At 69.3% G+C, this 20,643-nt stretch carries 15 protein-coding genes; 6 read left to right on the top strand and 9 right to left on the bottom strand.

Annotated features, from left to right (window positions below; genetic code table 11):
- Positions 1-56: 56 nt before the first annotated feature.
- The 4 genes from BN1056_RS14860 to purD form a co-directional block, all read right to left on the bottom strand.
- Positions 57-926, bottom strand: coding sequence for a PsbA protein (locus BN1056_RS14860; RefSeq protein ID WP_244671712.1), 870 nt, complete (start codon positions 924-926; stop codon positions 57-59).
- The gene (locus tag BN1056_RS12875; protein WP_073331199.1) at positions 923-1,528 is read right to left on the bottom strand and encodes a hypothetical protein; all 606 of its coding nucleotides are present in this window, start codon (positions 1,526-1,528) and stop codon (positions 923-925) included. Before BN1056_RS12875 ends, BN1056_RS14860 begins: the two co-directional genes overlap by 4 nt.
- Positions 1,525-2,478 (bottom strand): phosphoribosylaminoimidazolesuccinocarboxamide synthase, encoded by a 954-nt coding sequence (locus BN1056_RS12870; protein ID WP_210581803.1) that lies wholly within the window; start codon positions 2,476-2,478, stop codon positions 1,525-1,527. The genes BN1056_RS12875 and BN1056_RS12870 overlap by 4 nt, the downstream gene beginning before the upstream one ends.
- A 577-nt stretch (positions 2,479-3,055) precedes the next feature.
- Positions 3,056-4,309 (bottom strand): phosphoribosylamine--glycine ligase, encoded by a 1,254-nt coding sequence (gene purD / locus BN1056_RS12865; protein WP_210581801.1) that lies wholly within the window; start codon positions 4,307-4,309, stop codon positions 3,056-3,058.
- A gap of 165 nt (positions 4,310-4,474) precedes the next feature.
- On the opposite strand from purD, the gene BN1056_RS12860 reads away from it, so the two are divergent.
- Positions 4,475-6,022 (top strand): hypothetical protein, encoded by a 1,548-nt coding sequence (locus BN1056_RS12860; protein ID WP_210581799.1) that lies wholly within the window; start codon positions 4,475-4,477, stop codon positions 6,020-6,022.
- Between the two features lie 76 nt (positions 6,023-6,098).
- Positions 6,099-7,580, top strand: a complete 1,482-nt coding sequence (locus BN1056_RS12855; RefSeq protein ID WP_210581798.1) for a hypothetical protein — start codon at positions 6,099-6,101, stop codon at positions 7,578-7,580.
- On the opposite strand, the gene BN1056_RS12850 is transcribed toward BN1056_RS12855, so the two are convergent.
- Together BN1056_RS12850 and BN1056_RS12845 are read right to left on the bottom strand one after the other, a co-directional pair.
- The gene (locus tag BN1056_RS12850; RefSeq protein ID WP_210581795.1) at positions 7,577-8,152 is read right to left on the bottom strand and encodes an isochorismatase family protein; all 576 of its coding nucleotides are present in this window, start codon (positions 8,150-8,152) and stop codon (positions 7,577-7,579) included. The genes BN1056_RS12855 and BN1056_RS12850 overlap by 4 nt on opposite strands.
- 389 nt (positions 8,153-8,541) lie before the next feature.
- The gene (locus BN1056_RS12845) at positions 8,542-10,089 is read right to left on the bottom strand and encodes a hypothetical protein (RefSeq protein WP_210581793.1); all 1,548 of its coding nucleotides are present in this window, start codon (positions 10,087-10,089) and stop codon (positions 8,542-8,544) included.
- Between the two features lie 1,077 nt (positions 10,090-11,166).
- On the opposite strand from BN1056_RS12845, the gene BN1056_RS12840 reads away from it, so the two are divergent.
- Positions 11,167-12,048, top strand: a complete 882-nt coding sequence (locus tag BN1056_RS12840) for an endonuclease domain-containing protein (RefSeq protein WP_244671711.1) — start codon at positions 11,167-11,169, stop codon at positions 12,046-12,048.
- Between the two features lie 206 nt (positions 12,049-12,254).
- Here the strand turns inward: BN1056_RS12840 and BN1056_RS12835 are convergent, their stop codons facing one another.
- Complete coding sequence (locus tag BN1056_RS12835) at positions 12,255-14,105, bottom strand: phosphoenolpyruvate carboxykinase (GTP) (protein WP_210581791.1); 1,851 nt, start codon at positions 14,103-14,105, stop codon at positions 12,255-12,257.
- Positions 14,106-14,263: 158 nt separating this feature from the next.
- On the opposite strand from BN1056_RS12835, the gene BN1056_RS12830 reads away from it, so the two are divergent.
- The 3 genes from BN1056_RS12830 (at position 14,264) to BN1056_RS12820 (ending at position 17,193) form a co-directional block, all read left to right on the top strand.
- Entirely contained in the window at positions 14,264-15,061 is a 798-nt protein-coding gene (locus BN1056_RS12830; protein WP_210581790.1) for an LppM family (lipo)protein, read from the top strand.
- Positions 15,062-15,111: 50 nt separating this feature from the next.
- Positions 15,112-15,993 carry an LppM family (lipo)protein gene (locus BN1056_RS12825; protein WP_210581788.1) on the top strand — a complete coding sequence of 294 codons (882 nt, stop codon included), beginning with the start codon at positions 15,112-15,114 and terminating at the stop codon, positions 15,991-15,993.
- Positions 15,994-16,140: 147 nt separating this feature from the next.
- Positions 16,141-17,193, top strand: coding sequence for a hypothetical protein (locus BN1056_RS12820; RefSeq protein ID WP_210581786.1), 1,053 nt, complete (start codon positions 16,141-16,143; stop codon positions 17,191-17,193).
- Positions 17,194-17,282: 89 nt separating this feature from the next.
- Here BN1056_RS12820 and BN1056_RS12815 read toward each other — a convergent pair whose 3' ends face one another.
- Entirely contained in the window at positions 17,283-18,569 is a 1,287-nt protein-coding gene (locus BN1056_RS12815) for an adenylosuccinate synthase (RefSeq protein ID WP_210581784.1), read from the bottom strand.
- Positions 18,570-18,776: 207 nt separating this feature from the next.
- Complete coding sequence (locus BN1056_RS12810; RefSeq protein ID WP_139240944.1) at positions 18,777-20,498, bottom strand: alpha/beta hydrolase family protein; 1,722 nt, start codon at positions 20,496-20,498, stop codon at positions 18,777-18,779.
- Between the last annotated feature and the right edge of the window lie 145 nt (positions 20,499-20,643).

The raw sequence follows: 20,643 nt of genomic DNA, 5'->3' as shown, positions 1-20,643 counted from the left end.
GCGTAACTACCGCCGACCTCGGCGCGAAACTGCCGCCGATCTCGCGCATCTCGCGGTCAGATCGCGCCGAGCCAGTCTCCAGCCAGGCGGACGGCGAGGATGCCACCGATAGCAAGAGCCAGCGTGCCCAACAGCCATTCGCTGCCCAGCACCAGCGCGAGGATCGCGCACACCACCGCGGCGGCGAGCATGAAGCCGCCGACCGCGCCGGCCACGCCCGCCGGGGCGTGCACGGACTGGTCCATGGTGGAGGTGCCCATAACCGGTTTGGGGCCGGAGTCCACCCTCACCCCGGAGCCGCCGACACCGACATTGCGCTGCCCCGGTGGCAGTGCGGGCCCGCCGAGGCCCGCGCCGGCCAGCAGGTGGTGAGGGTCGGCGGCGTCGACGACGCCCGTGGTCAGGCCCGCCGCCGCATCGACGACGGTGGGTTCCCACCGGTCGGCCTCGTGGCGCACGGCGGTGCCGCCGGCCCAGGCCAGGTAGCCGGCGGCGGAGACCAGCCCGGCCCCGCCGAGCACGATCACCAGCCAGGGCGGCAGCCACGGGTGGCCGGCCTCCGCATTGGCGGCGAGGTGCATGGCCGACCAGGTGGCCAGCGCCAACCCGACCATGGCGAACACGATGCCGGCCAGGCGCTGGCGGCGCACCGCCTGCGGCCAGGGGCTGCGACCGGGCGCGGCGGCGGAAGCGGGCCCGCGCCCGACGCCCCAGTCGGTGCCGGCGTCGCTGCGGCGACGCTGTGCGCCTCCGGGAGAGGCGGGAGCACCCCAGTCAACGTCGGGCTCGGTATCCGTGTCCGCCGCCGCATAGGCGCGGGCCCGGGTGCCGCCGCCCTGGGCGGCGTAGGCCCTGGCGCGCTCCCCCGTGCCCCAGTCGACGGGACCGCGCTCATCCTCCCGGCGGCGGTCGCGTGGCGGCGTCACACGATCACCTGCCCGAGGATCGAGGCGAGTCCGAGGGCGAGCAGCAGGAAGCCGAGCGTTCCGGCGAGCAACTGCAGGACCCGGATCAGCGTCTCGCCGATGGTGGTTCCGGCCAGCAGCTCATCGGCCTTCCGCCCCGCGGCGGTGGTGGCGAGCGCGGTGGTCAGCGGCCCGCTCACGACGTCGAGCGTGGTCAGCTCCCGTCGCCCACCGGAGTCGGGAATGATCAGGTCGGTGCCGGGCACCGTCAGCGGGGCCGGTTCTTCCGGGTACCCCGTCGCGGCGGCTTGCTGCGTCCCGCGCCGCCGCCGCGCCATCCGCGCCCGGTTGCGCTCCAGCCGCAGCCGGGGCGCGTTGACGACGACGCTTCGCGCCGGTACGCGCAGCAGCAACAGCAGCCCCACCCCGACGATCACCAGCGCCACGCCACCGAGGATGGCGGACAGACCGGGTGCACCGAAGGCGCTGGCGGCGGCGGCCACGAGCGCCAGCAGCAGCACCGCGCCGACGGCAACCAGCGCAATCACGAAGCCGGGCCCCGGCTGGAAGCTGCGGGTCGTGCGCACGGCCGTGGGGTCCGGCGTCGCCTGGGGAGCACTCATGCCAGCTCCAGGGGGCTGCCGGTAAGGCGCTCGTAGGCCTCCAGGTACCGCTGCCGCGTGCGCTGCACGACGTCGTCGGGCAGGGCGGGCGGGGCGACATTGGAGCCGCGGTCCCAGCCGGATGCGGGCGAGGTGAGCCAGTCACGCACGTACTGCTTGTCGAAGGAGGGGGTGGGGCGGCCGGGCGTCCAGGCATCGGCGGGCCAGAAGCGGGAGGAGTCGGGCGTGAGAACCTCGTCGCCCAGGATCAGGGCGCCGGTGGCGGGGTCCTGGCCGAATTCGAACTTGGTGTCGGCCAGGATGATGCCGCGGTCACGGGCGATATCAGCGGCGCGGGAGTACAGGGCGAGGGTGGTCTCGCGCAGCGCCTCGGCCGCCTCGCGGCCGACCATCTCCACCACCCGCTCGAAGGAGACGTTCTCGTCGTGCTCGCCGAGTTCGGCCTTGGCGGCGGGAGTGAAGATCGGCTCTGGCAGGCGCGACGCCTCGGTCAGGCCCGCGGGCAGGGGCAGGCCGCATACGGTGCCGGACTCGCGGTACTCGACCAAGCCGGAGCCGGTGAGGTAGCCGCGGGCGACGCATTCGACCGGGTACATCTTCAGGCGCCGGCAAATCATGGCGCGACCGGCGACCGCGGCCGGCACGTCCAGGCTGACCACGTGGCCGGGGACGATGTCGGCGAGCTGCTCGAACCACCACACGGACAGGGCGGTGAGTACCTTGCCCTTGTCCGGAACCGGAGTGGACAGGATGTGGTCATAGGCGCTGATGCGGTCGGAGGCGACCAGCAACAGCACGTCCTGCCCGGCCCAGGGGCCAACCTCGGCGGGGGCGTAGACGTCGCGCACCTTGCCGGAGGAGACGTGCTTCCAGCCGGGCAGGTCGGGGGCCGGCGGGGGCCCGCCCGCAGCGGACGTGGAGGGGGCGTCAGGGGTGCTGAGCTCGCTCATGCCCCCATCCTGCCACCGCGGGCGGTGACGGGCGAGGCGCGGAGCGCAAGCCATCACCTGTGACCGTGTCACGCACGCGCACTAGGTACATACGCGTGCATTGTCGCCAGACACACGAGATTCGGAGTAATAAACGCGCTAAACACCGGCAAAGCTCCAAGACTCGTGTGCGTAAGGGGAACTCATGCGTTCGGCGGATCTGGACGACACGCTACGAGACCCGCCCCTCCTGCCGCGCAACGTCGGCGGGTGACGGTCCTGGCTGCGCCGCACCTGGCACAGAATGCACCACTTTCGCCGGTCAGCGCCGCCCAGGCTTCACAAGAACCGCGCAATTCCGCGACCATAGTCAGTCACGGGCATCAGACAAACGGGTAAAGTGGTGCAATCCATGACACCCGCACGCCGCGGGTGCCCCTCCCTCGGGTGCGTCATCCGGCCCCGCTGCACACGCGACACCGCCACTGCGCACATGATGCCGCGGAGTGCACACACGCTCCCCCCGCGCAGGTCCGACGCGCAGACGCGCCGCTGACCGCCGCAGCGACTGGACGTGCAGGCGGAAGAACCGATCGGCTCAGCGGCCGGCGGCGATGTCGGTGCGGTACTGGGCGCCGTCGAGGTGGATCTTGCCGATGGCCTCGTAGGCGCGGGCGCGGGCGTCGGCGACCGTCTCCCCCAGGGCGACCACGGACAGCACCCGCCCGCCGGAGGCGATCAGGTTGCCGTCGTCGTCGCGGGCGGTGCCGGCGTGCAGGACGTGGACGCCGTCGAGGGCCTCGGCGTCGGGGATGCCGGTGATCAGGCCGCCGGTGGTGACGGTGCCGGGGTAGCCGGGGGCGGCCAGGACGACGTCGACGGCGGCCTGCTCCGACCAGCGCGGGGCGGGAACCTCGGCCAGGCGGCCGGTGGCGGCGGCCAGCAGCAGCTCGGCCAGGGAGGAGTCGAGGCGGGCCAGGACGGCCTGGGTCTCGGGGTCGCCGAAGCGCACATTGAACTCGACCACGCGCAGGCCCCTATCGGTCAGGGCCAGGCCGCAGTAGAGCAGGCCGATGAAGGCGGTGCCGCGGCGGGCCATTTCGTCCATCACCGGCTGGGCGACCTCGCGCACCACCTGCTCGGTCAGGTCATCGGGGGCCCAGGTCAGCGGCGTGTAGGCGCCCATGCCGCCGGTGTTGGGGCCGACGTCGCCGTCGCCCAGCCGCTTGAAGTCCTGGGCGGGGGCGAGTGGGCGGACGGTGGCGCCGTCACAGACGCAGAACAGGGAGACCTCCGGACCGTTGAGATAATCCTCGACGACGACGGCCCCGCCCTCCTTGGCCAGGCAGGCGCGCCCGTGGGCGAGGGCGGCCTCGAGGTCGGAGGTGACCACCACGCCCTTGCCGGCGGCAAGGCCGTCATCCTTGACGACGTAGGGCGCATCGTAGTTGCGCAGGGCGGTGTCCAGTTCGGCCTCGGTGGTGCAGGTGACGGAGTCGGCGGTGGGCACGCCGGCCGACGCCATGACCCGCTTGGCGAAGGACTTCGATCCCTCCAGCTGGGCGGCCTCGGCGCCGGGGCCGAAGACGGGGATGCCGGCCTCGCGGACGGCGTCGGCGACCCCGGCGACCAGTGGCGCCTCCGGGCCGACGACGACCAGATCGGCGACCATCTGGGTGGCCAGGTCCACCACCTCCTCCGGGGCGGTGGGGTCGATCTTGATGTTGGTGGCGATGTCGGCCGTGCCGGGGTTGCCGGGGGCGACGACGAGTTCGGTGGTGGCGGGGTCGGAAGCGAGGGCGCGGGCCAGGGCGTGCTCGCGCGCGCCGGACCCCAGCAGCAAGATCTTCACGCCCCCAGCCTAGCGGGCTCGCGGCGATCCGTCCCGGGGGAGCCTCGCCGTTCCCCGCCGGGGCGGGCGAGTCGCCCGTGGGCACCGCTACCCATGGCGGCGCCGGCTCACCCCGGTAGCCTGCGGGTGTGCGCGGTTCCCGGCCGCGGCGCAGGAAGGACCCCCATGAGCGACGGCGGATACGGCATCAGCCCCGCGAGCGCTTCCACCGCGCCCTCCACCCCGCCCCCGGACCTCGGCGACGTCGGCTCCTGGACCAGCGCCGCCGGCCACGACTGGCTGGTACTCGCCGATCCCGACCCTGAGCAGCTGCTGCTGGCCGCCTACTTCGACTACGGCCTGGTGGACGAGCCGCCCGCCCGCCTGGATGCCGCCGCCCGCCTGTGCGGCGCGCTGCGCGCCGAGTTGCAGCGCCCGATCGAGGTCGGCGTCGGCGAGGTCTCGGTGCCCGAGGTCGCCGTCGAACTGGAGCCCTCCATGCTGGGACTGCGCATCCGCGGCCGCCGCGCCGCCGTGCTCGGCGCCTGGGCGCATCTGGGAGAGCTCTTCACTCGCCCCGATCTGCCCGCCAATGCGCCGCTACTCCCCCGCCAGATCAACGCCTGGGACCGGGACCTGGCCACCCACGCTGGTGTTTCCGCCATGAACCTGGCGGATATGCCCATCCACGGCCCCGACGGCGAGGCGGGCCGACTACTGTCCTGCGAGCTGCTCGCCCACCTGGATCCGCGCCGCGGCGCAGTCCGGCACGTGTTCATCACCAACGATCCCGCCCTGGTCGGCGTCGGTTGGACGGCCGACCCGCCCGCCGCGGCGCCTCCCGTCCGCCCGCCCGTCTACCTCGACCGGCGCCCGGCCCTGGTGCTGTGCCCGCCCGACGACGGCGTGGTGCTCTCCGCCACCGCCACCCCGGGCGCCGACGCCTATGTGGCCGGGTTCGTCATGCAGTCCCTGATCGCCGGCATGCTGGACCGGATGGATATGCAGGCCCGCCTCGGCTACGAGTTCATCACCCTGCGGGACGCCTTCTACTGCTGCTTCGCGCTCAACACCAACGACGGCCGCCTGGGCGGCCGGGAGGTGATGGCGGTGCACGACGCCGTCGTCGCCCACCCCCAGCCCGTGCCCGACCCGCTCATCGAGTGGGCGCTGACGGCCTACGGCCCCTCCGCGGCGGTCGACGACGCCCTGCGGCTACGCACCAGCGGTCGGGCCGGCAACGTGCAGCCGACCGCCAACGGCGTGCGGCGGGCTCTCGCGGAGATCCGCGCCTCGGTGCACCTGCCGCTGCGCGATCAGACCGAGCCGCTGGCGGAGCAGGCCGGCTACCTGCTCTGGAAGCACATCGATGAGCCCGGAGGCGACGTCATCCTCCTCCATGACGGGCCGCAACATCGGCGCGACGCCGACCATCCCGATGCCATCAAGCTGACCGCCCACCAGATTCAGGCGCACCAGTTCAACTGGGTGTATCGGGGGCTGCCTAGACGCTGGCATCCCGACCACTCCGCCGGCTTCCGGTGGGTGGACTCCACCCGGCTGGTGATGGCCTGCTACGACCCCTCCGACCAGTACCTGGAGCTGATCGACGACCGGCTGCGCACCGTCAGCCTGTACTGGGACGAGGTCGTCGCCCACCCCCAGTTGCGCACCGAACTGGAACGCCACGGCATCTGGCGCCTGCCGCGCGGTACCTTCGGAAGCATCCAATGATCGCGCCGGGGCGGCCCGCCTCGCCCGACCCGGCAGCGGTCCGCACGCAAGCAGGCGGTCAGGCAGGTGAGCCGAGATGAACGACGTCGTCGAACCCGAGCACGAGTGGGAGTCCTTCGCCGGGCACGACTGGATGGTGCGCACCGCGGGCCTGGAGCCCGGACAGGCGCTGCTGGGTTTGACCCTGGACTACGGCGCCGTCGACGAGCCGCCCGCCGCGCTCGACACCCTGGCGCGCCTGTGCGGGGCACTGCGCGCCGAGTTGCAGCGGCCGGTGGAGATCGGCGTGGGCGACGTGGCCGTGCCCGAGGCGAACGCGAGCTTCACCGCCGTCAGTCTCACCATCGCCGTCTGGGGGCGCCGCGAAGCCGTGCTGCGCGCCTGGGAGCATCTGGGCGACCTGTTTGCCGAGCCGGGCCTGCTGACCACCGATGCGACACCGATTAGCCGCCCCGGGGTCGTCTGGGACCGGGACCTGGCCACCTACGTCGGGACCAACACCCAGACCCTCGGCAACCTGCGCGTGCACGCGCCCGACGGCGAGGCCGCCTGGCAGGCCGTACGCGCCCTGCTGGCACGCCTGGACCCGCGCCGCGGCGAAATCCGGCACGTATTCGATTCCAACGACCCCTACCTGGTCGGCGTGGGCTGGACCGCGCAGCCCGCCTACGGCACGGCCCCGGCGCGTCCGCCCATGTACCTCGACCGCCGCCCCGCCCTGCTGCCCTGCAATGACGACCGGCGCATCCTGCTCAGCTCCGTGGGCGTGCCGGGCGCGAACACACTGGTGGCCATGCGTGCCCTGGCGCATCAGTCGATCCGTGTCCTGCGCGACTTCAACGTCTACGACAACCTCGGTTTGAACGTGGTGGAGCTGCGCGACGCCGCCTACTGCTGCATCCACCTGGAGGAGCGGGAGCCGACCCCCATGCTGCTGCGCCGCATCATCGAGCAGCTGATCCACAACCCGTTGCCCATCCCGGACGCCGTCGTCGATGCCGCGCTCGACGAGTTCGGGCCGGAGGAAGTGGCGGCTCTCGACCGGCATCTGCGCCTGACCGGACGCAGCGCCGAACTGCGCCCGACCTCCGCCGGGGTGCGCCGCGCCTATGACCAGCTGCGCGCCAGCGCGCACGTACCCCTGAACAACTCCACCCGCGTACTGGCCGAGCGCTACGGCTACATCGTCTGGGACGTACCCGAAGAGCCCGCCCGCATGGAGGTCGCGCTCCCCTACGACCCCGACCGCGGCATCGACATCGCCCACCCCGAGAGCCTGCGCGTCAGCGAGCACACGCTGGCCGCCCTGTGGCAGGAGCGTCGTCGCGACGACGACGGCGCCTGGCGCCTGACCGGGCACACCTCCGTGCGCTGGGCCGACATGTCCCGCCTGCAGCTGACCAGCTATGACGCCGACAGTCAGGTGCTGATGCTCGTCGACGACCGCATGCGGCACGTATTTCTACCTTGGGACGAGGTCGCCGCCCGGCCGGCGTTGCGGGCCGAGATTGAGCGTTTCGGCATTTGGCGGGCGCCGCGCGCCCAGCTGGACGACTAGGCGGAGGGCGCCAGCTCCACGCCCGCCTCCGCCATGGCGGTGCGGGCGGCCTCACCCTGCTCGGGGCTGACGGGGGCGGTCAGGTCGGTCAGGACGCGGACCCGGTACCCGCCGCGCACGCCGTCGAGCGCTGTCTCCTTCACGCAGTGGGACTCGGCGAGTCCGACCACGTCCAGGGCCTCGATGCCGTGGGCGCGCAGGAGCGCGTCCAGGCCCGCGCCGGTCTCGTCCACGCCCTCGAAGCCGGAGTATGCGGCGGCGTACTGGCCCTTCTTCACGCTCACATCCGGGGCCAGCTCCGCCAGGGCCGGGTGCAGTTCGGCCTCGGCGGTGCCGGCGACGCCGTGCGGCGGCCAGGTGTCCACGAAGTCGGGGGTCTCGGAGAAGTGCTCGCCGGGGTCGATGTGCCAGTCCTGGGTGGTGACCACCAGGTCGTAGTCGTCGCGGTGGGCAGCGGCGTAGGCGGCCACTCGCTCGGCGACCGCGTTCCCGCCCGCCACGGCCAGGGCGCCGCCCTCGCAGAAGGTCGGCTGGACATCGACGATGATCAGAGCGCGGTTGGCAGCAGTCATGCGACCACGCTAGCCGCCCAGGTGTCTTGACACAAGGCGCCCACCTAATCCGTCGGCGGCGTCGCCGCTGTTGAGTTCCGTGGATTGTCTCTGCACAGTCGGCAAACTGTCCAGAATCGGCGCGAACGCCCCTCCCTCCCGCCGACGGCGAATCACGATCGGCGTCATTTCAACGTTTCGTACCCGGCCGCTCCGCACCCGCAGGGCGTTTATGCCGTTCTTGGACAGTTTGCGAGTACGGTCCGGGGCTCGGGCGCCCGCTAACGGTCGCTCGGGCGTCGACGGCTTCATCTCACCACCCCACAGGCCCATCCGCCGGGCCACCTCCGGGCTCTCGTCGATACCGCGCGCCGCAGGCACCGCATCACCCAGGATGAGCGCATCCGCACTCAGGGAGCATCAGGACCGGGCCGATACGTACACGCCGTCGACAGCGTGATCTCGAAGAGCTGTTCAATGTAATCCCGGGCGTTGACGCGACCCCGCGCGTCCGGCTGCGGCTCGGAGCGGTCAAAGTCGGCAGGACCGCTACCTGGGTTCTTCTTCGAAGAACGGTCCTTCATACGACGTCCAGCGACCCCAGCCCCGGAGCCTGTTTCGTCAGAACCGCCAGCAGGCTCGCAGAAGTCAACGCGCTGCCGCCAGCGACTAGAAGAGCCTCTTGGCATCGACTTGCTCTTGCCATGCTTGCGCGCCACCGGCTCCTCACGCAGACCTTCCCGCCCTCCGGCAGACGAGTCAGAGCAACTCCGTTCACCAGAGGGAAGCACCAGCACGCTGCGCCTAGGCAGGAGGATGTCGGCGATCACAGTCATATCCTCGTCGTTGATGCCGGCATCCGGTTCCGAGTCTGCCGCAAAGTAGTACCGGCACGACCTCTGCAGAGACGCCCTCTTATTTCGGACAGTCCTTGCACCCACCCGCCGCAGGAGTGGAATCCGGTAGCCCCGCGACAGATATACCGCCAAGACAATTTCCCATGGAACTGGGGCGAGCAACACCGCAAGAGCAATCTTTTGAAGGCCACCCACACTCTCCCCTCGGATGGACACAATCGCGACCACCAATAATAGCAGGTTGTACATGAAAGCAATAAGTGAACCTACAGCAAAGACAACCCACATATTCAATCTGGCGCCACGTTTCCACATAATAACTCCGGGAATGCAGGGGATTGTCGAGTAGACAGCAAAGGTCCCGGTAATTGCATTGACAACGAATGCACCAATCATCATAACCATCCCTTGGAGGCCGCCCGCTCCAGACAAAATCATCACGACGACGACCACCGCCGCAGCCAGCAGCCCGCAAGCAATGCTCACCGGCAGCCACTCCCGTACTCGTGTGCCACTACTTTCGCCACTGTCACCACAATCACCAGCCTCGTCAGAGACCGCCATCCACCACCGTGCGAATGCGACCAGCCCTTGAAGCGTCTCCGCGTAGGCCCTAAGTCTTCCGCTCTCACCACTCACCTGGACATAGGGCAGAAAACCGACTAGGCCTGCGACCACGACCAGTACCGCTCCACAGACAAAACCACCATATGTGGGTTCCTCCACACCGCCGGTCGGCCACACGCCCACCAGGTACAGCCACGCCACGGCACCAAACAGTGCCGCAAGCACCATCATCATCGCTAGCGAGATCTCCTCGCGCCGCGCGTCATCAAACACATCATTCAGCCAGGCACGCCAGTAGCGCGGGTCGTCGGGACGGCTTTTCCTTACCCAGGACAGTGCCGCCAGCGTCACCGTCAGCCCGGCGATGATGCCTTCGAGCCCCAGTAAGGTCTCCTGCACCTCCGAGCGGCGCAGACAACTAATGAGTCCATCAATGCTACTTGCGGAGAGCGAGCCACCAGACACAGGCATGAGTACCAGCACGCAGATCCCCAGCGCCATCGTCACTGACATGAATGCCGTCACCAGTAACATAGTATAGTAACCTGGCTGCATTCTTCCGCCAACTTCACTGACAGGCCGGTACCCCCGGAACTTCTTGTTCTTCTTGTCGCGCGCAGGTCCATCTGCTTCCGCACCGACTGCGGAAATATCCGTATCAGCCTCCTGCGTAGCATGCTCAGCATCCTTAGTGCGACCTTCCGCAACATCACTCTGCCCAGAACGCCGGAGTCCAGCATCTGACAACGAGCCGGCCTCCTCGCGACCACGCATTCCTTCTTCATGCCGTAGCGCGGCGTCCGACCTCCCGTCGGTCTCAAAGCCGCCGGACCTTCCTACGCTTCGTTTACTCGCCCGAGTCTGGCGGGCGCGCCGGTACCAATAGGCCATTTCAAACAATATTACGTGCACATCACTACACTATCGCGACGGTTCACATCCGTGAAGGGCACCTTCGCCGCAGCAAGCGACGTGCCTACAAGTCTCACCCCGCCACCCGCACTCCAGCTCAGCGCTACTGCCACCTCGCTAGCGACGTCGCCCGTCATGAGGACGACGATGCCATCGTTCTCCTCCCCGGCCAGGATGCCGACCCCACCAGCGGCGCACTGACCGTATGGCACCAGCGTGTCAGCCAGGCCCCACCGCCCAGGTCGATGTCCGGCTCAACCGCGACGGTCCACTTGAGGCCGTCCCCGTACCGGAGCAGGAATGCTCCCCAGCTGACCTTCTGCCCCAGGGCCCCAGAAGCCCAGAGGAACCGGGCGTTACAGCCGATGTCTCCTCGGGTGCCCCACCGGATCCGGTGCAATCACCATCCTCACCCCGGGATCACCGCCGTCGAGCTCCCTGGATTGCCTCCGCACAGTCGGCAAATTGTCCAAAATCGGCGCGAACGCCCCTCCCGCCCGCCGACGGCGAATCACGATCGGCGTCATTTCAACGTTTCGCACCCGGCCGTTCCGCGCCCGCAGGGCGTTTATGCCGTTCTTGGACAATCGCGCCGACGATAGTCACCGGTACCCACAGGTCGAGTTCGTGCAGGGTGAATCCACAGAGCTCGTTGGGGCCGTTGGCGTGCTAGCGCTCGCCCAGGGCAGCCTCGGAACCATGAGACAGTGCGACGACGACATTCTGGCGCGGGTACGGGCCTGCCACGGCGCCGTGCGGCTGCGGGATCTGGGCCTGGACCGCACAGAGCGGCGCCATGCCCAGAAGCTAGTCGAGGCTCGCGCCCTGTTCGCCTACCCACACGGAGTGGTGGCTCTACCCGGCGCGGGCTGGGACCTGATCCTGGCACGCGTCCATGGCGGGCTGATCACCTGCCTGCACGCCGTGAAGCACTACGGCTATCCCCGACCGCGCCTATGGGCACCCGTCCACCTGGCAGTCCCCCACACCTCGAATCGAGCCCCGCTCCGGGGCGAGGTGCTGCATGTCGAAAGCGGTCTTGAGCTGCCGCCCTTGGCCCAGTTCCCGGTGGCGCCGGTACCACTAATGCTGGCCCTCTACCTGCGGTGCGCCCCTAGCCGTGAAGGGCCCCTAATGGCCTGCGATGCGGCGCTGCACCAGGGGCACACATCGGCAGAGGCGGTCGCCACACTGCTGCGCGGTCCGGGTTCGGTTCAAGCCCGAGGACGTCTGGCCCTGGCCAGTCCAAGAGCCCGCTCACCCCTGGAGACGCTGGCACGTCTGCAGCTGCACGACGCCGGAATTCCCTTCGTGGACGGCGTGGACATTCCCAGGGTGGGGGAAGTCGACCTGCTGGTCGCGGGATGGCTGGTGCTGGAACTGGACGGCTACACATACCACGAGGATGAGTTCCAGTTCGCCCGGGACCGCACCCGGGACCGCGAACTGATCAAACAGGGCTACCGGGTAGCCCGATTCACTCGCAAGGACGTGGAGCTGGGCAAGGTAGGCGCGGAGATCCACCAGCTCCTCGCCGCAGGAAACCGATCACACAGCAGAAAACGTCCAAAATCGGCATAAACGCCCTGCGGGCGCGGAGCGGCCGGGTGCGTAACGTTGAAATGATGCCGATCATGGTTCGCCGTCGGCGGGAGGGAGGGGCGTTCGTGCCGATTCTGGACAATTCGCCCGCCGAATGCGGCGGGGTCCCCGGTCAGAAGACCGGGGACCCCGAGGCGCTCAGGCGCCCGCTGACATCCAGGCGTCGCCTGGGGAGTGTCGGCTGCTCAGGCGTTGGCCTTGGCAGCGGCGATGCGCTCGCGGAACTTGGCCAGCTCCTCGCGGAGGGCAGCCGGGACCTTGTCGCCGAACTGCTCGTAGTACTCCTCGGTGCTGTCCATCTCGACGGCCCAGGCGTCGGGGTCGATGTCGTACATCTTGTTCCAGACGGACTCGTCGACGTCCAGGCCATCGAGGTTGAAGTCCTCGAACTTCGGGTACAGACCCGTCACGCCCTCGATCGCGTCGACCTCACCGGCGGCGCGGCGCACGATCCAGTCGAGCACGCGGGAGTTGTCGCCGTAGCCGGGCCACAGGAACTTGCCGTTCTCGTCCTTACGGAACCAGTTGACCTGGTAGACCTTCGGGAACTTGTCGCCCAGCTTCTCCTGCATCTCCAGCCAGTGGCCCCAGTAGTCGGCCATGTGGTAGCCGCAGAAGGGCAGCATGGCGAAGGGGTCGTGGCGCAGCGAGCCGGCCTTGACGTCGGTGGCGGCGGCGGTGACCTCAGAGGCCACGGAGGAGCCGATGAAGACGCCGTGGGCGGGGCTGTACTGCTCGGCCACGAGCGGCACGTTGGTGGCGCGCCGGCCACCGAACAGGATGGCGTCGATCGGGACGCCCTCGGGGGCCTCCCAGTCGGGGCAGATGATCGGGCACTGCGAAGCGGGCGTGGTGAAACGCGAGTTCGGGTGCGCGGCCTTCTTACCGGCGGCGGCGTCGGCGGGCGTGTAGTCGTTGCCCTGCCAGTCAATCAGGTGGTCGGGCAGCTCGGCGTCGATGCCCTCCCACCAGACGTCGCCGTCATCGGTCAGGGCGACGTTGGTGAAGATGGTGTTCGCCTTCATGGTGTCCATGGCCACCGGGTTGGTGGTGTAGGCGGTGCCGGGGGCGACGCCGAAGAAGCCGGCCTCGGGGTTGATGGCGCGCAGGCGGCCGTCCTCGCCGGGACGCATCCAGGCGATGTCGTCGCCGACGGTCTCGACCTTGTAGCCGGGGATGGTCGGCTGGAGCATGGCGAGGTTGGTCTTGCCGCAGGCGCTCGGGAAGGCGGCGGTCACGTGGTACTGCTTGCCGGACTTCTCGTCGGTCAGGCGCAGGATCAGCATGTGCTCGGCCATCCAGCCGTCGCGGCGGGCCATGGTTGAGGCGATGCGCAGCGCGTAGCACTTCTTGCCCAGCAGGGCGTTGCCGCCGTAACCGGAGCCGTAGGACCAGATCTCGTTGGTCTCCGGGAACTGGGTGATGTACTTCTCCTCGTTACACGGCCAGGTGGTGTCCTCCTGGCCGGGGGCCAGCGGGGCGCCCACGGAGTGCACACAGGGAACCCAGGTGCGACCCTCGTTGATGAGGTCCATGGCCTTGGCGCCCATGCGAGTCATGATGCGCATGTTGGCCACGACGTACGGGGAGTCGGTGATCTCGATGCCCAGCTGGGAGATCGGACCGCCGAGCGGACCCATGGAGAAGGGGATCACGTACATCGTGCGGCCGGCGTAGGTGCCGTCGAACTTCTCGTTGAGGATCTTCTTCATCTCGGTCGGGTCGTACCAGTTGTTGGTCGGCCCGGCGTCCTCCTCCTTCTCGGAGCAGATGAAGGTGCGGGACTCAACGCGGGCGACGTCGCTGGGCAGCGAACGCGCCAGGAAGGAGTTGGGGCGCTTCTCCGGGTTGAGGCGGATGAACATGCCCGACTCGACCATCTCGGTGGTCAGGCGGTCCCACTCCTCCTCGGAGCCGTCGCAGAAGTAAACGTCCTCCGGCTTGCCGAGCTCGGCGAGGCGGACGGCGAAGGCAATGACGTCCTCGGGGGCGTTGGCCGGTGCAGCCGCCCGGACATCCTGCTCAGACACTGTCATGTGAGTCCTTCTTTCTTCGATTCTCGTGACTCAACGGGTCAGGTCCTATCCTTCCTCATCTGGCGCCCCAGGTCACGTCCGAAGGTCCCCCGAACGCGGAATTGGGGCCCTCCGGGGTGGTGTTTCCCGCCACACCCGCCGCCGTGTAGCGTCGGGGCGTGCCTCCGAAGCCACTCGCCGACCGCCGCAAACGCGCACTCGCCCACCGCCTCGCGATCACGGTGGGCGCGGCCGCACTGGCGCTGTCCGGCTGCACCGCCCACATGGACATGCGCCTGGATGCGGCCGGCACCTACGCCGTCGACCTGGTCATGCGGGACACCACCGGCACGGTTTTCACCGACGGCGCCGACTGTGAGAGCCTCGCCGCCGACTCGCTGATCGGCTCCGGCACCGGCGCGACGGTTACCGCCTCCCCGATCGGTTCCGCCGACGACGCCGAGGGACTGGGCTGCGAGGTGCACGTCACCGGCGTGCCCATCCCCGACGCCGACGCCGAGGATGCCGCATCGGAACAGCTGGTGGTTCGCGACGGGGACCTGTACGTGGTGCACATCGCCGGTGTCGGGGGCGCACTCGCCGCCAACGATGCTCAGGAGGATGCGGATGCCGCCGCCACCGCGGCGACCGATCCCACGCAGGCCGCCACCGCGGAGTCCACGTCTGAGCCGTCTGGGTCGTCGGAGTCACTGAACACGGTGGTGGACGCCCGTCTGTCGATCACCTTCCCGGGCGCCGTCGTGGACGCCGGCGGCGGCACCGTGAAGGGCACCACCGTCACCTGGGAGGACGCCGACCTGCTGTACGACGGCGTGAGCGCGTCCGGGCGAGCGCAGGCGGGTGCAGGCGTGTCGGCCTGGGACCGCTACGGAACCTGGATCGTGGCAGGGGTGGCGGTCACCGGCGCGGCGGTGGGCGCGGCCGCACTGTGGCGGCACCGTTCGCGGCGCCACTGAACGTCATCGTTTTGTTGCCGGAGGTGGGGTGCTTCCGTACACTCCGGGGCATGAACAACCTCTTCCCCAACTCCCTGCACCGCGCGGGCGCCGTAGTGGCCGGCTCCGCGCTGCTGCTTGGCTCTGCCCTCCTCGGCCCCACCGCGATCGCCGACGATAACGACGACCTCTACGGACTCTCAGCAAGCATGAGCCTCGACCTCGTGCTCCACGAGGACGAGGTCATCGACATGTCCATATCGACGGGAATCGACGGCATCGACCCCAGCCTCTACTGCACCGAGGACATGCTGGAGCTCAGCGGCATCAGTGACGACGACATCGCGGAACTCGGTGACGAAGCCAAGCTCGACGTCGCCGCCCAGGACGACTCCTGCACCCTGACCGTCACCGGCGCCTCTCTTGACGCCCTTGACAGCTCCGACTCCCCGATCACGCACGAGGGCGACGAGTACATCGTCGACTTCGGCGACTTGGGGGACGCCGGCGACTACCTCAGCTCGATCTCCATTTCCGTCACCTTCCCCGGCAAGGTCACCGAAGCCGATGACAGCGCCAAGATCGATGGCAACAAGGTCACCTGGGACGACCTGACCGACGCAGGTACCATCCGGGCGGTCGGCAAGGACTCGGCCGGCAAGAGCTCGGCCATTTGGATCGTGCTCGTCGTGGTGGCGCTCCTGGTGGTTGCCGGCGTCATCGCCTTCATCGTCTCCCGGAGCCGGAAGAAGCCCGCCCCGGCCGTCGGCTACCCCGGGGCCGGATACCCGGCCCAACCGCAGCAGCCCGGCCAGCCGGGTTACGGCGCCCAGCCGCAGCAGCCCTACGGTCAGCAGCCGGGTTACGGCGCCCAGCCACAGCAGCCCGGCCAGTCCGGCTACGGCAACCCGCAGCAGTACCAGCCGCCCGTAGACCCCAACGCGCAGCACTGAGCAAACGCCTCGCGACGCCCACGCGCCCGGCACCGGACGCGTGGGCGTCGCCCTATGTCGTGCCCGTCGATCCTTCGGCGGCGCTTAAGCGGCCACCTCCCAGACCGGCTCTAGGCCGCCGCCCAGAAGGTTCCGTACACTCCCGGCATGAGCATCCTCTCCCCCGCCACCCTGCGCCGCGCCGGCGCCGCAGTGGCCGGCTCCTCGCTACTGCTCGGCTCCGCACTCGTGGGTCCCGCCGCCGTCGCCGACAACAACGACGGCGTGTATGCCGCAGCCCATTTGGACCTCGAGCTGCACGAGAACAAAACCGTGGACATGACCCTGAACATGAGCTTCGACAACTTGACACCCGATGTTTATTGCACAGAGGACTTTCTGGAGCTCGATGACCTCAAGGCCATTGACGACGCCGATGATGATGTCGACGTTACGCTCTCTACCGAGGACAACAGCTGCATCCTGACAATGGCCGGAATCCCCATCATCGGATTCACCGACGACGACTTCAAGATTAAGCACCAGGACAACACATATATCGTCGAGATCGCCAGTCTCACAGATTTCAGCGACTACGACTCCGCCACCATGACGCTCACCTTCCCCGGCGACGTCATCGAAGCCGACGAGAACGCCACCATCTCCGGCCACAAGGCCGACTGGGAGGATATCGCCGCGCTCAACTCCCTCCAGGCGACCGGCTGGGACACCGCCGATCCGGCCACGCCCAGCCCCTCCGCCTCCGCGGAGCCCACCGACGCGCCGTCTCCTGCCACCGGGGACGCGACACCCACTCCCACGAGCGAAGCGGTTGCGGCACCCGCCAGTGCCGACTCCGACGACGGGCATTCGCTGCTGCCGGTCATTCTCGGCCTCGTGGGCCTGCTAGCGATCGTCGGTGTCGTGGTTGGCGTCGTCGTCTACCAGAACCAGAAGAAGCACGCCGTCTCGGCCACCGGATACCCCACCGGATACCCGGCCCAGTCTTACCAGCAGCCCGGTCAGCCGCCCTACGGCCAGCCGGGTTATGGCGCGCGGCAGCCTTATGGCCAGCAGGCTCCCGGCGTACAGCCGCAGCAGCCCGGCTACGGCAACCCGCAGCAGTACCAGCCCGGCCAGCCCGGCTACGGCAACCCGCAGCAGTACCAGCCCGGCCAGCCGCCCTACGGCCAGCAGTCCGGCCCCTACGGACACCAGTGAGCTAGCGCCGTCCAGACGTGAGCGTGCCCGCGTGACAACAGCGGCGGCCGGCCCCACCTGCGGGGCCGGCCGCCGTCGTCGTTAACCGCTCAGCCGAGCAGCCGGTGCCGGGTGATGGTGGCCTCGCGGCCCGCCCCCACCCCGATCGCGGAGATGCGGCAGCCGGCGAGCTCCTCGATGCGCAGCACGTAGTCGCGGGCGGCGGCGGGCAGATCCTCGAAGCGGCGCACGCCGGTGATGTCCTCGCTCCAGCCGGGCAGCTCCTCGTAAACCGGCTTGGCGTGGTGGAAGTCGGTCTGGGTCAGTGGCATCTCGGAGGTGACCTCCCCGTCGACGTCGTAGGCGACGCACACGGGGATGGTCTCGTGCCCGGTGAGCACGTCGAGCTTGGTCATGACCAGGTCGGTGAGCCCGTTGACGCGGGCGGCGTAGCGGGTGACGACGGCGTCGTGCCAGCCACAGCGGCGCGGGCGGCCGGTGGTGACCCCGTACTCGCCGCCCTCGGCGCGCAGCCGCTCACCCATGGCGTCGGTGAGCTCGGTGGGGAAGGGCCCCTCGCCGACGCGGGTGGTGTAGGCCTTGACCACGCCGACGACGGCCTCGATGCGGGTGGGGCCCACCCCGGTGCCGGTGCAGGCACCGCCGGCGGTCGGGTTGGAGGAGGTGACGAAGGGGTAGGTGCCGTGGTCGATGTCGAGCATGGTGGCCTGGCCGGCCTCGAACAGGACGGTCTTGCCGGCGTCGAGGGCCTGGTTGAGCAGCAGGGAGGTGTCCACCACCATGGGGCGCACACGGTCGGCGTAGGACAGCAGCTCGTCCGCGACGGCGTCGGGGTCGATGGCGGGACGGTTGAAGACCTTCAGCAGCAGGCTGTTCTTCTGGGCGAGGGCGGAGTGGACCTTCTGCCGCAGGATCGACTCGTCGAACAGGTCCTGCACGCGCAGGCCCACGCGGTTCATCTTGTCCGCATAGGTGGGGCCGATGCCGCGGCCGGTGGTGCCCAGTTGGCGGGCGCCGAGGAAGCGCTCGGTGGTGCGGTCCATGACCCGGTTGTAGGAGGGGATCAGGTGGGCGTTGGCGGAGATCTTCAGTGCGGAGGCGTCCTTGCCGCGGGAGGTTATCTCCTCGATCTCCTGGAATAGGACCTCCAGGTCCACCACCACGCCGTTGCCGATCACGGGGGTCACCCCGGGGGTGAGGACGCCCGCGGGCAGGAGGTGGAAGGCGAAGGTTTCGCCATCGATGACGACGGTGTGGCCGGCGTTGTTGCCGCCGTTGAACTTGACGACGTAGTCGACGCCCTGACCGAGCTGGTCGGTCGCCTTGCCCTTTCCTTCGTCTCCCCATTGAGTTCCGACGACGACGACGGCTGGCATTGCTGCTCCCTGTGTGCGTGGGTGCCCCGGAGGGCAGGCGCGGCCTGGGCGCGCCGCGGACAGCCTACCCGAGGCCCGGTGGGCGGGAGCCCATCTGTCTCGGCGCCCGCCCCCACCACCGGGCCCGGTTTTGCCGCTACTTGGCACCACTACCTCATACGACGACCCCGATCGCACCGGTGCCTGGTGGCCTGGGACGCGCCGCCCTCACCGCCCGGCTGTCACCAGGTCCACGCCGCGCACACTGATATTTCCTCCAGCGGGGCCACCAGTCAGGTCCACCCCGACAACATGGGTGGAGGCCGCCTCTTCAGGCAGCACGAACCTGATCGTGGCCAGGGTGTAGTCCCCGTTCGCGTCCGCCCTCGCCAGGTTCCGCAGCGCTTCAAGCCTCCCGGAGGGCTCCAGCACGTATCGAGAGCCATCCGCCGCAGTCACCACGACGCGCAGTGGCGTATGCGTCAGGCCGTCTGCACGGTCCCCCGTGGGCGCCAGGTGGACGGCGAGGGACTGCACGTCGTGCGCGTCCGTGTCCAGGTGCCCACCACCGCCATCGGTAAGGGTGACGGCGGCCGTGAATGAGCGGGAGGACAGGACTCCCACCTCGGGGTACGGGCACCGGTCCGAATACTGGTTGGGATCCATATCCGCGTAGGTGCGGCAGGTGGTCACGCTTCCGCCATTGAGCGCGGTCAGTGCCGGTGCGTCGGCCGCATCACCGGAGGCAGTCCAGCTCACTCGCTCGACTCCGGGGGCGATGAGCCAGCGCGCCGGAATGCCGACGAGCTGCTCGGGCAGCTCAGCCATCGACGACGTGGGGATCGCCCCGGTCTCCCCCCGCACAGTCTGGGCCAGCCACTGCACGGCTACGTCCGTCAGCATGCGCTCGTGGTCGGCCGCTTTGGGCGCCTCCATCCCCTCGTCCAGTACCCGGTCGTCGAAGCCGCGCTCCGACAGCGCCCGGTTGATGTAGTTGTGCCCGTATCCGGGGAGCCGGACACTGATGGCCGGGGCACTGCGCGGCTGGCCGATATGCTCGGCCAGCCACATGGGGCCGGCCTGCTTGACATCGCGGTCGGCATCGCCGTCGACGGCGAGCAGGGGCACATACGCGGGCGCCGGAGCGGCGAAGTCTGCCTCCGGCCCGTCCGGGACACCGTAGTCGCCGCCGTAGGACATCAGTGAGGTGATGGGGCTCGCGGACTCCCGCCAGGACTCCACCGCGGCATTGGCGATGCCGGCGGAGCGCGAGTGCATGATGAGCGCGGTCCGGCTCGCGTCGACGGCCCCGGTCAGTCCTTCCCCCAGGACGGAGTCCCTTCCAGCCGATGCGGCGATGGCCTCCTCGCGCATGCGCCCGACGGTGGCGAGCCAGCCGGCGACTTGGTCATAGGGGGCGGACAGCTCCGCCCCCGACCACAGTGGGGACAGGTCGGGGATCAGCACTGCGTACCCCTGCGCGGCCAGGGCCTTGCCGAAATAGGTCATGCCCCGGTCCGCACGGATCTCCTCGACGCCCCTTGCGCAGGGGTAGCCGAAGGTGTCATCGGCGCAGCCGAAGGTGCGCAGGTGACTGAAGATCACCAGGGGCGCGCTCTGGGCCTCGGTATCGGGGGTGACCAGGACGCCGCGCACCGGCGCCCGGAACGCCCCGGGATTCGACTGGGGACCGAGCTCGACGTCGCCGAGGTCGAAATCCCTGACAACCGCGCCATCGCTGAGCTCAACCGTGGTGTGGGCGGGCACGCGGTCGACCGGGGCGTGCGGACCGTCCACGTCACCGGAGTCGATAACCGCGGTGGCCGTCTCCTTGACGGCGGGCTGTGACTGCTCCGGCCCATACCGGGCACCGGATGCCAGCAGCAACCCGATGACAACCGCCATGACGACCGCCAGCGATGCTCGACGGCGCAGTTGCCTTCGCATCATGAATCCTCCCGAGAAACTCAGCATCAGGGCGTCCACGACGACTCTGCGCGCGCCCGGCATCCACGTTGCGATACGGGATCGCGGCCGGGAAGAGCCCGGAGGAGGAGATGACGCCGCGAGGGCTCCTTCTCGGAAACGACCTCCA

Source organism: Actinomyces succiniciruminis (genome assembly GCF_900002405.1).
In the GTDB taxonomy this organism is placed as follows: Bacteria; Actinomycetota; Actinomycetes; order Actinomycetales; family Actinomycetaceae; genus Actinomyces; species Actinomyces succiniciruminis.
Note: the sequence above shows the minus strand (reverse complement) of the source record. Positions and strands in the feature narration are given on the sequence as shown.

Coding starts and splice junctions, on each gene's coding strand:
- BN1056_RS12875 (WP_073331199.1), bottom strand. CDS start 1,528: ATGAGTGCTCCCCAGGCGACGCCGGACCCCACGGCCGTGCGCACGACC.
- BN1056_RS12870 (WP_210581803.1), bottom strand. CDS start 2,478: ATGAGCGAGCTCAGCACCCCTGACGCCCCCTCCACGTCCGCTGCGGGC.
- BN1056_RS12860 (WP_210581799.1), top strand. CDS start 4,475: ATGAGCGACGGCGGATACGGCATCAGCCCCGCGAGCGCTTCCACCGCG.
- BN1056_RS12855 (WP_210581798.1), top strand. CDS start 6,099: ATGAACGACGTCGTCGAACCCGAGCACGAGTGGGAGTCCTTCGCCGGG.
- BN1056_RS12850 (WP_210581795.1), bottom strand. CDS start 8,152: ATGACTGCTGCCAACCGCGCTCTGATCATCGTCGATGTCCAGCCGACC.
- BN1056_RS12845 (WP_210581793.1), bottom strand. CDS start 10,089: ATGTTACTGGTGACGGCATTCATGTCAGTGACGATGGCGCTGGGGATC.
- BN1056_RS12840 (WP_244671711.1), top strand. CDS start 11,167: ATGAGACAGTGCGACGACGACATTCTGGCGCGGGTACGGGCCTGCCAC.
- BN1056_RS12835 (WP_210581791.1), bottom strand. CDS start 14,105: ATGACAGTGTCTGAGCAGGATGTCCGGGCGGCTGCACCGGCCAACGCC.
- BN1056_RS12825 (WP_210581788.1), top strand. CDS start 15,112: ATGAACAACCTCTTCCCCAACTCCCTGCACCGCGCGGGCGCCGTAGTG.
- BN1056_RS12820 (WP_210581786.1), top strand. CDS start 16,141: ATGAGCATCCTCTCCCCCGCCACCCTGCGCCGCGCCGGCGCCGCAGTG.
- BN1056_RS12815 (WP_210581784.1), bottom strand. CDS start 18,569: ATGCCAGCCGTCGTCGTCGTCGGAACTCAATGGGGAGACGAAGGAAAG.
- BN1056_RS12810 (WP_139240944.1), bottom strand. CDS start 20,498: ATGATGCGAAGGCAACTGCGCCGTCGAGCATCGCTGGCGGTCGTCATG.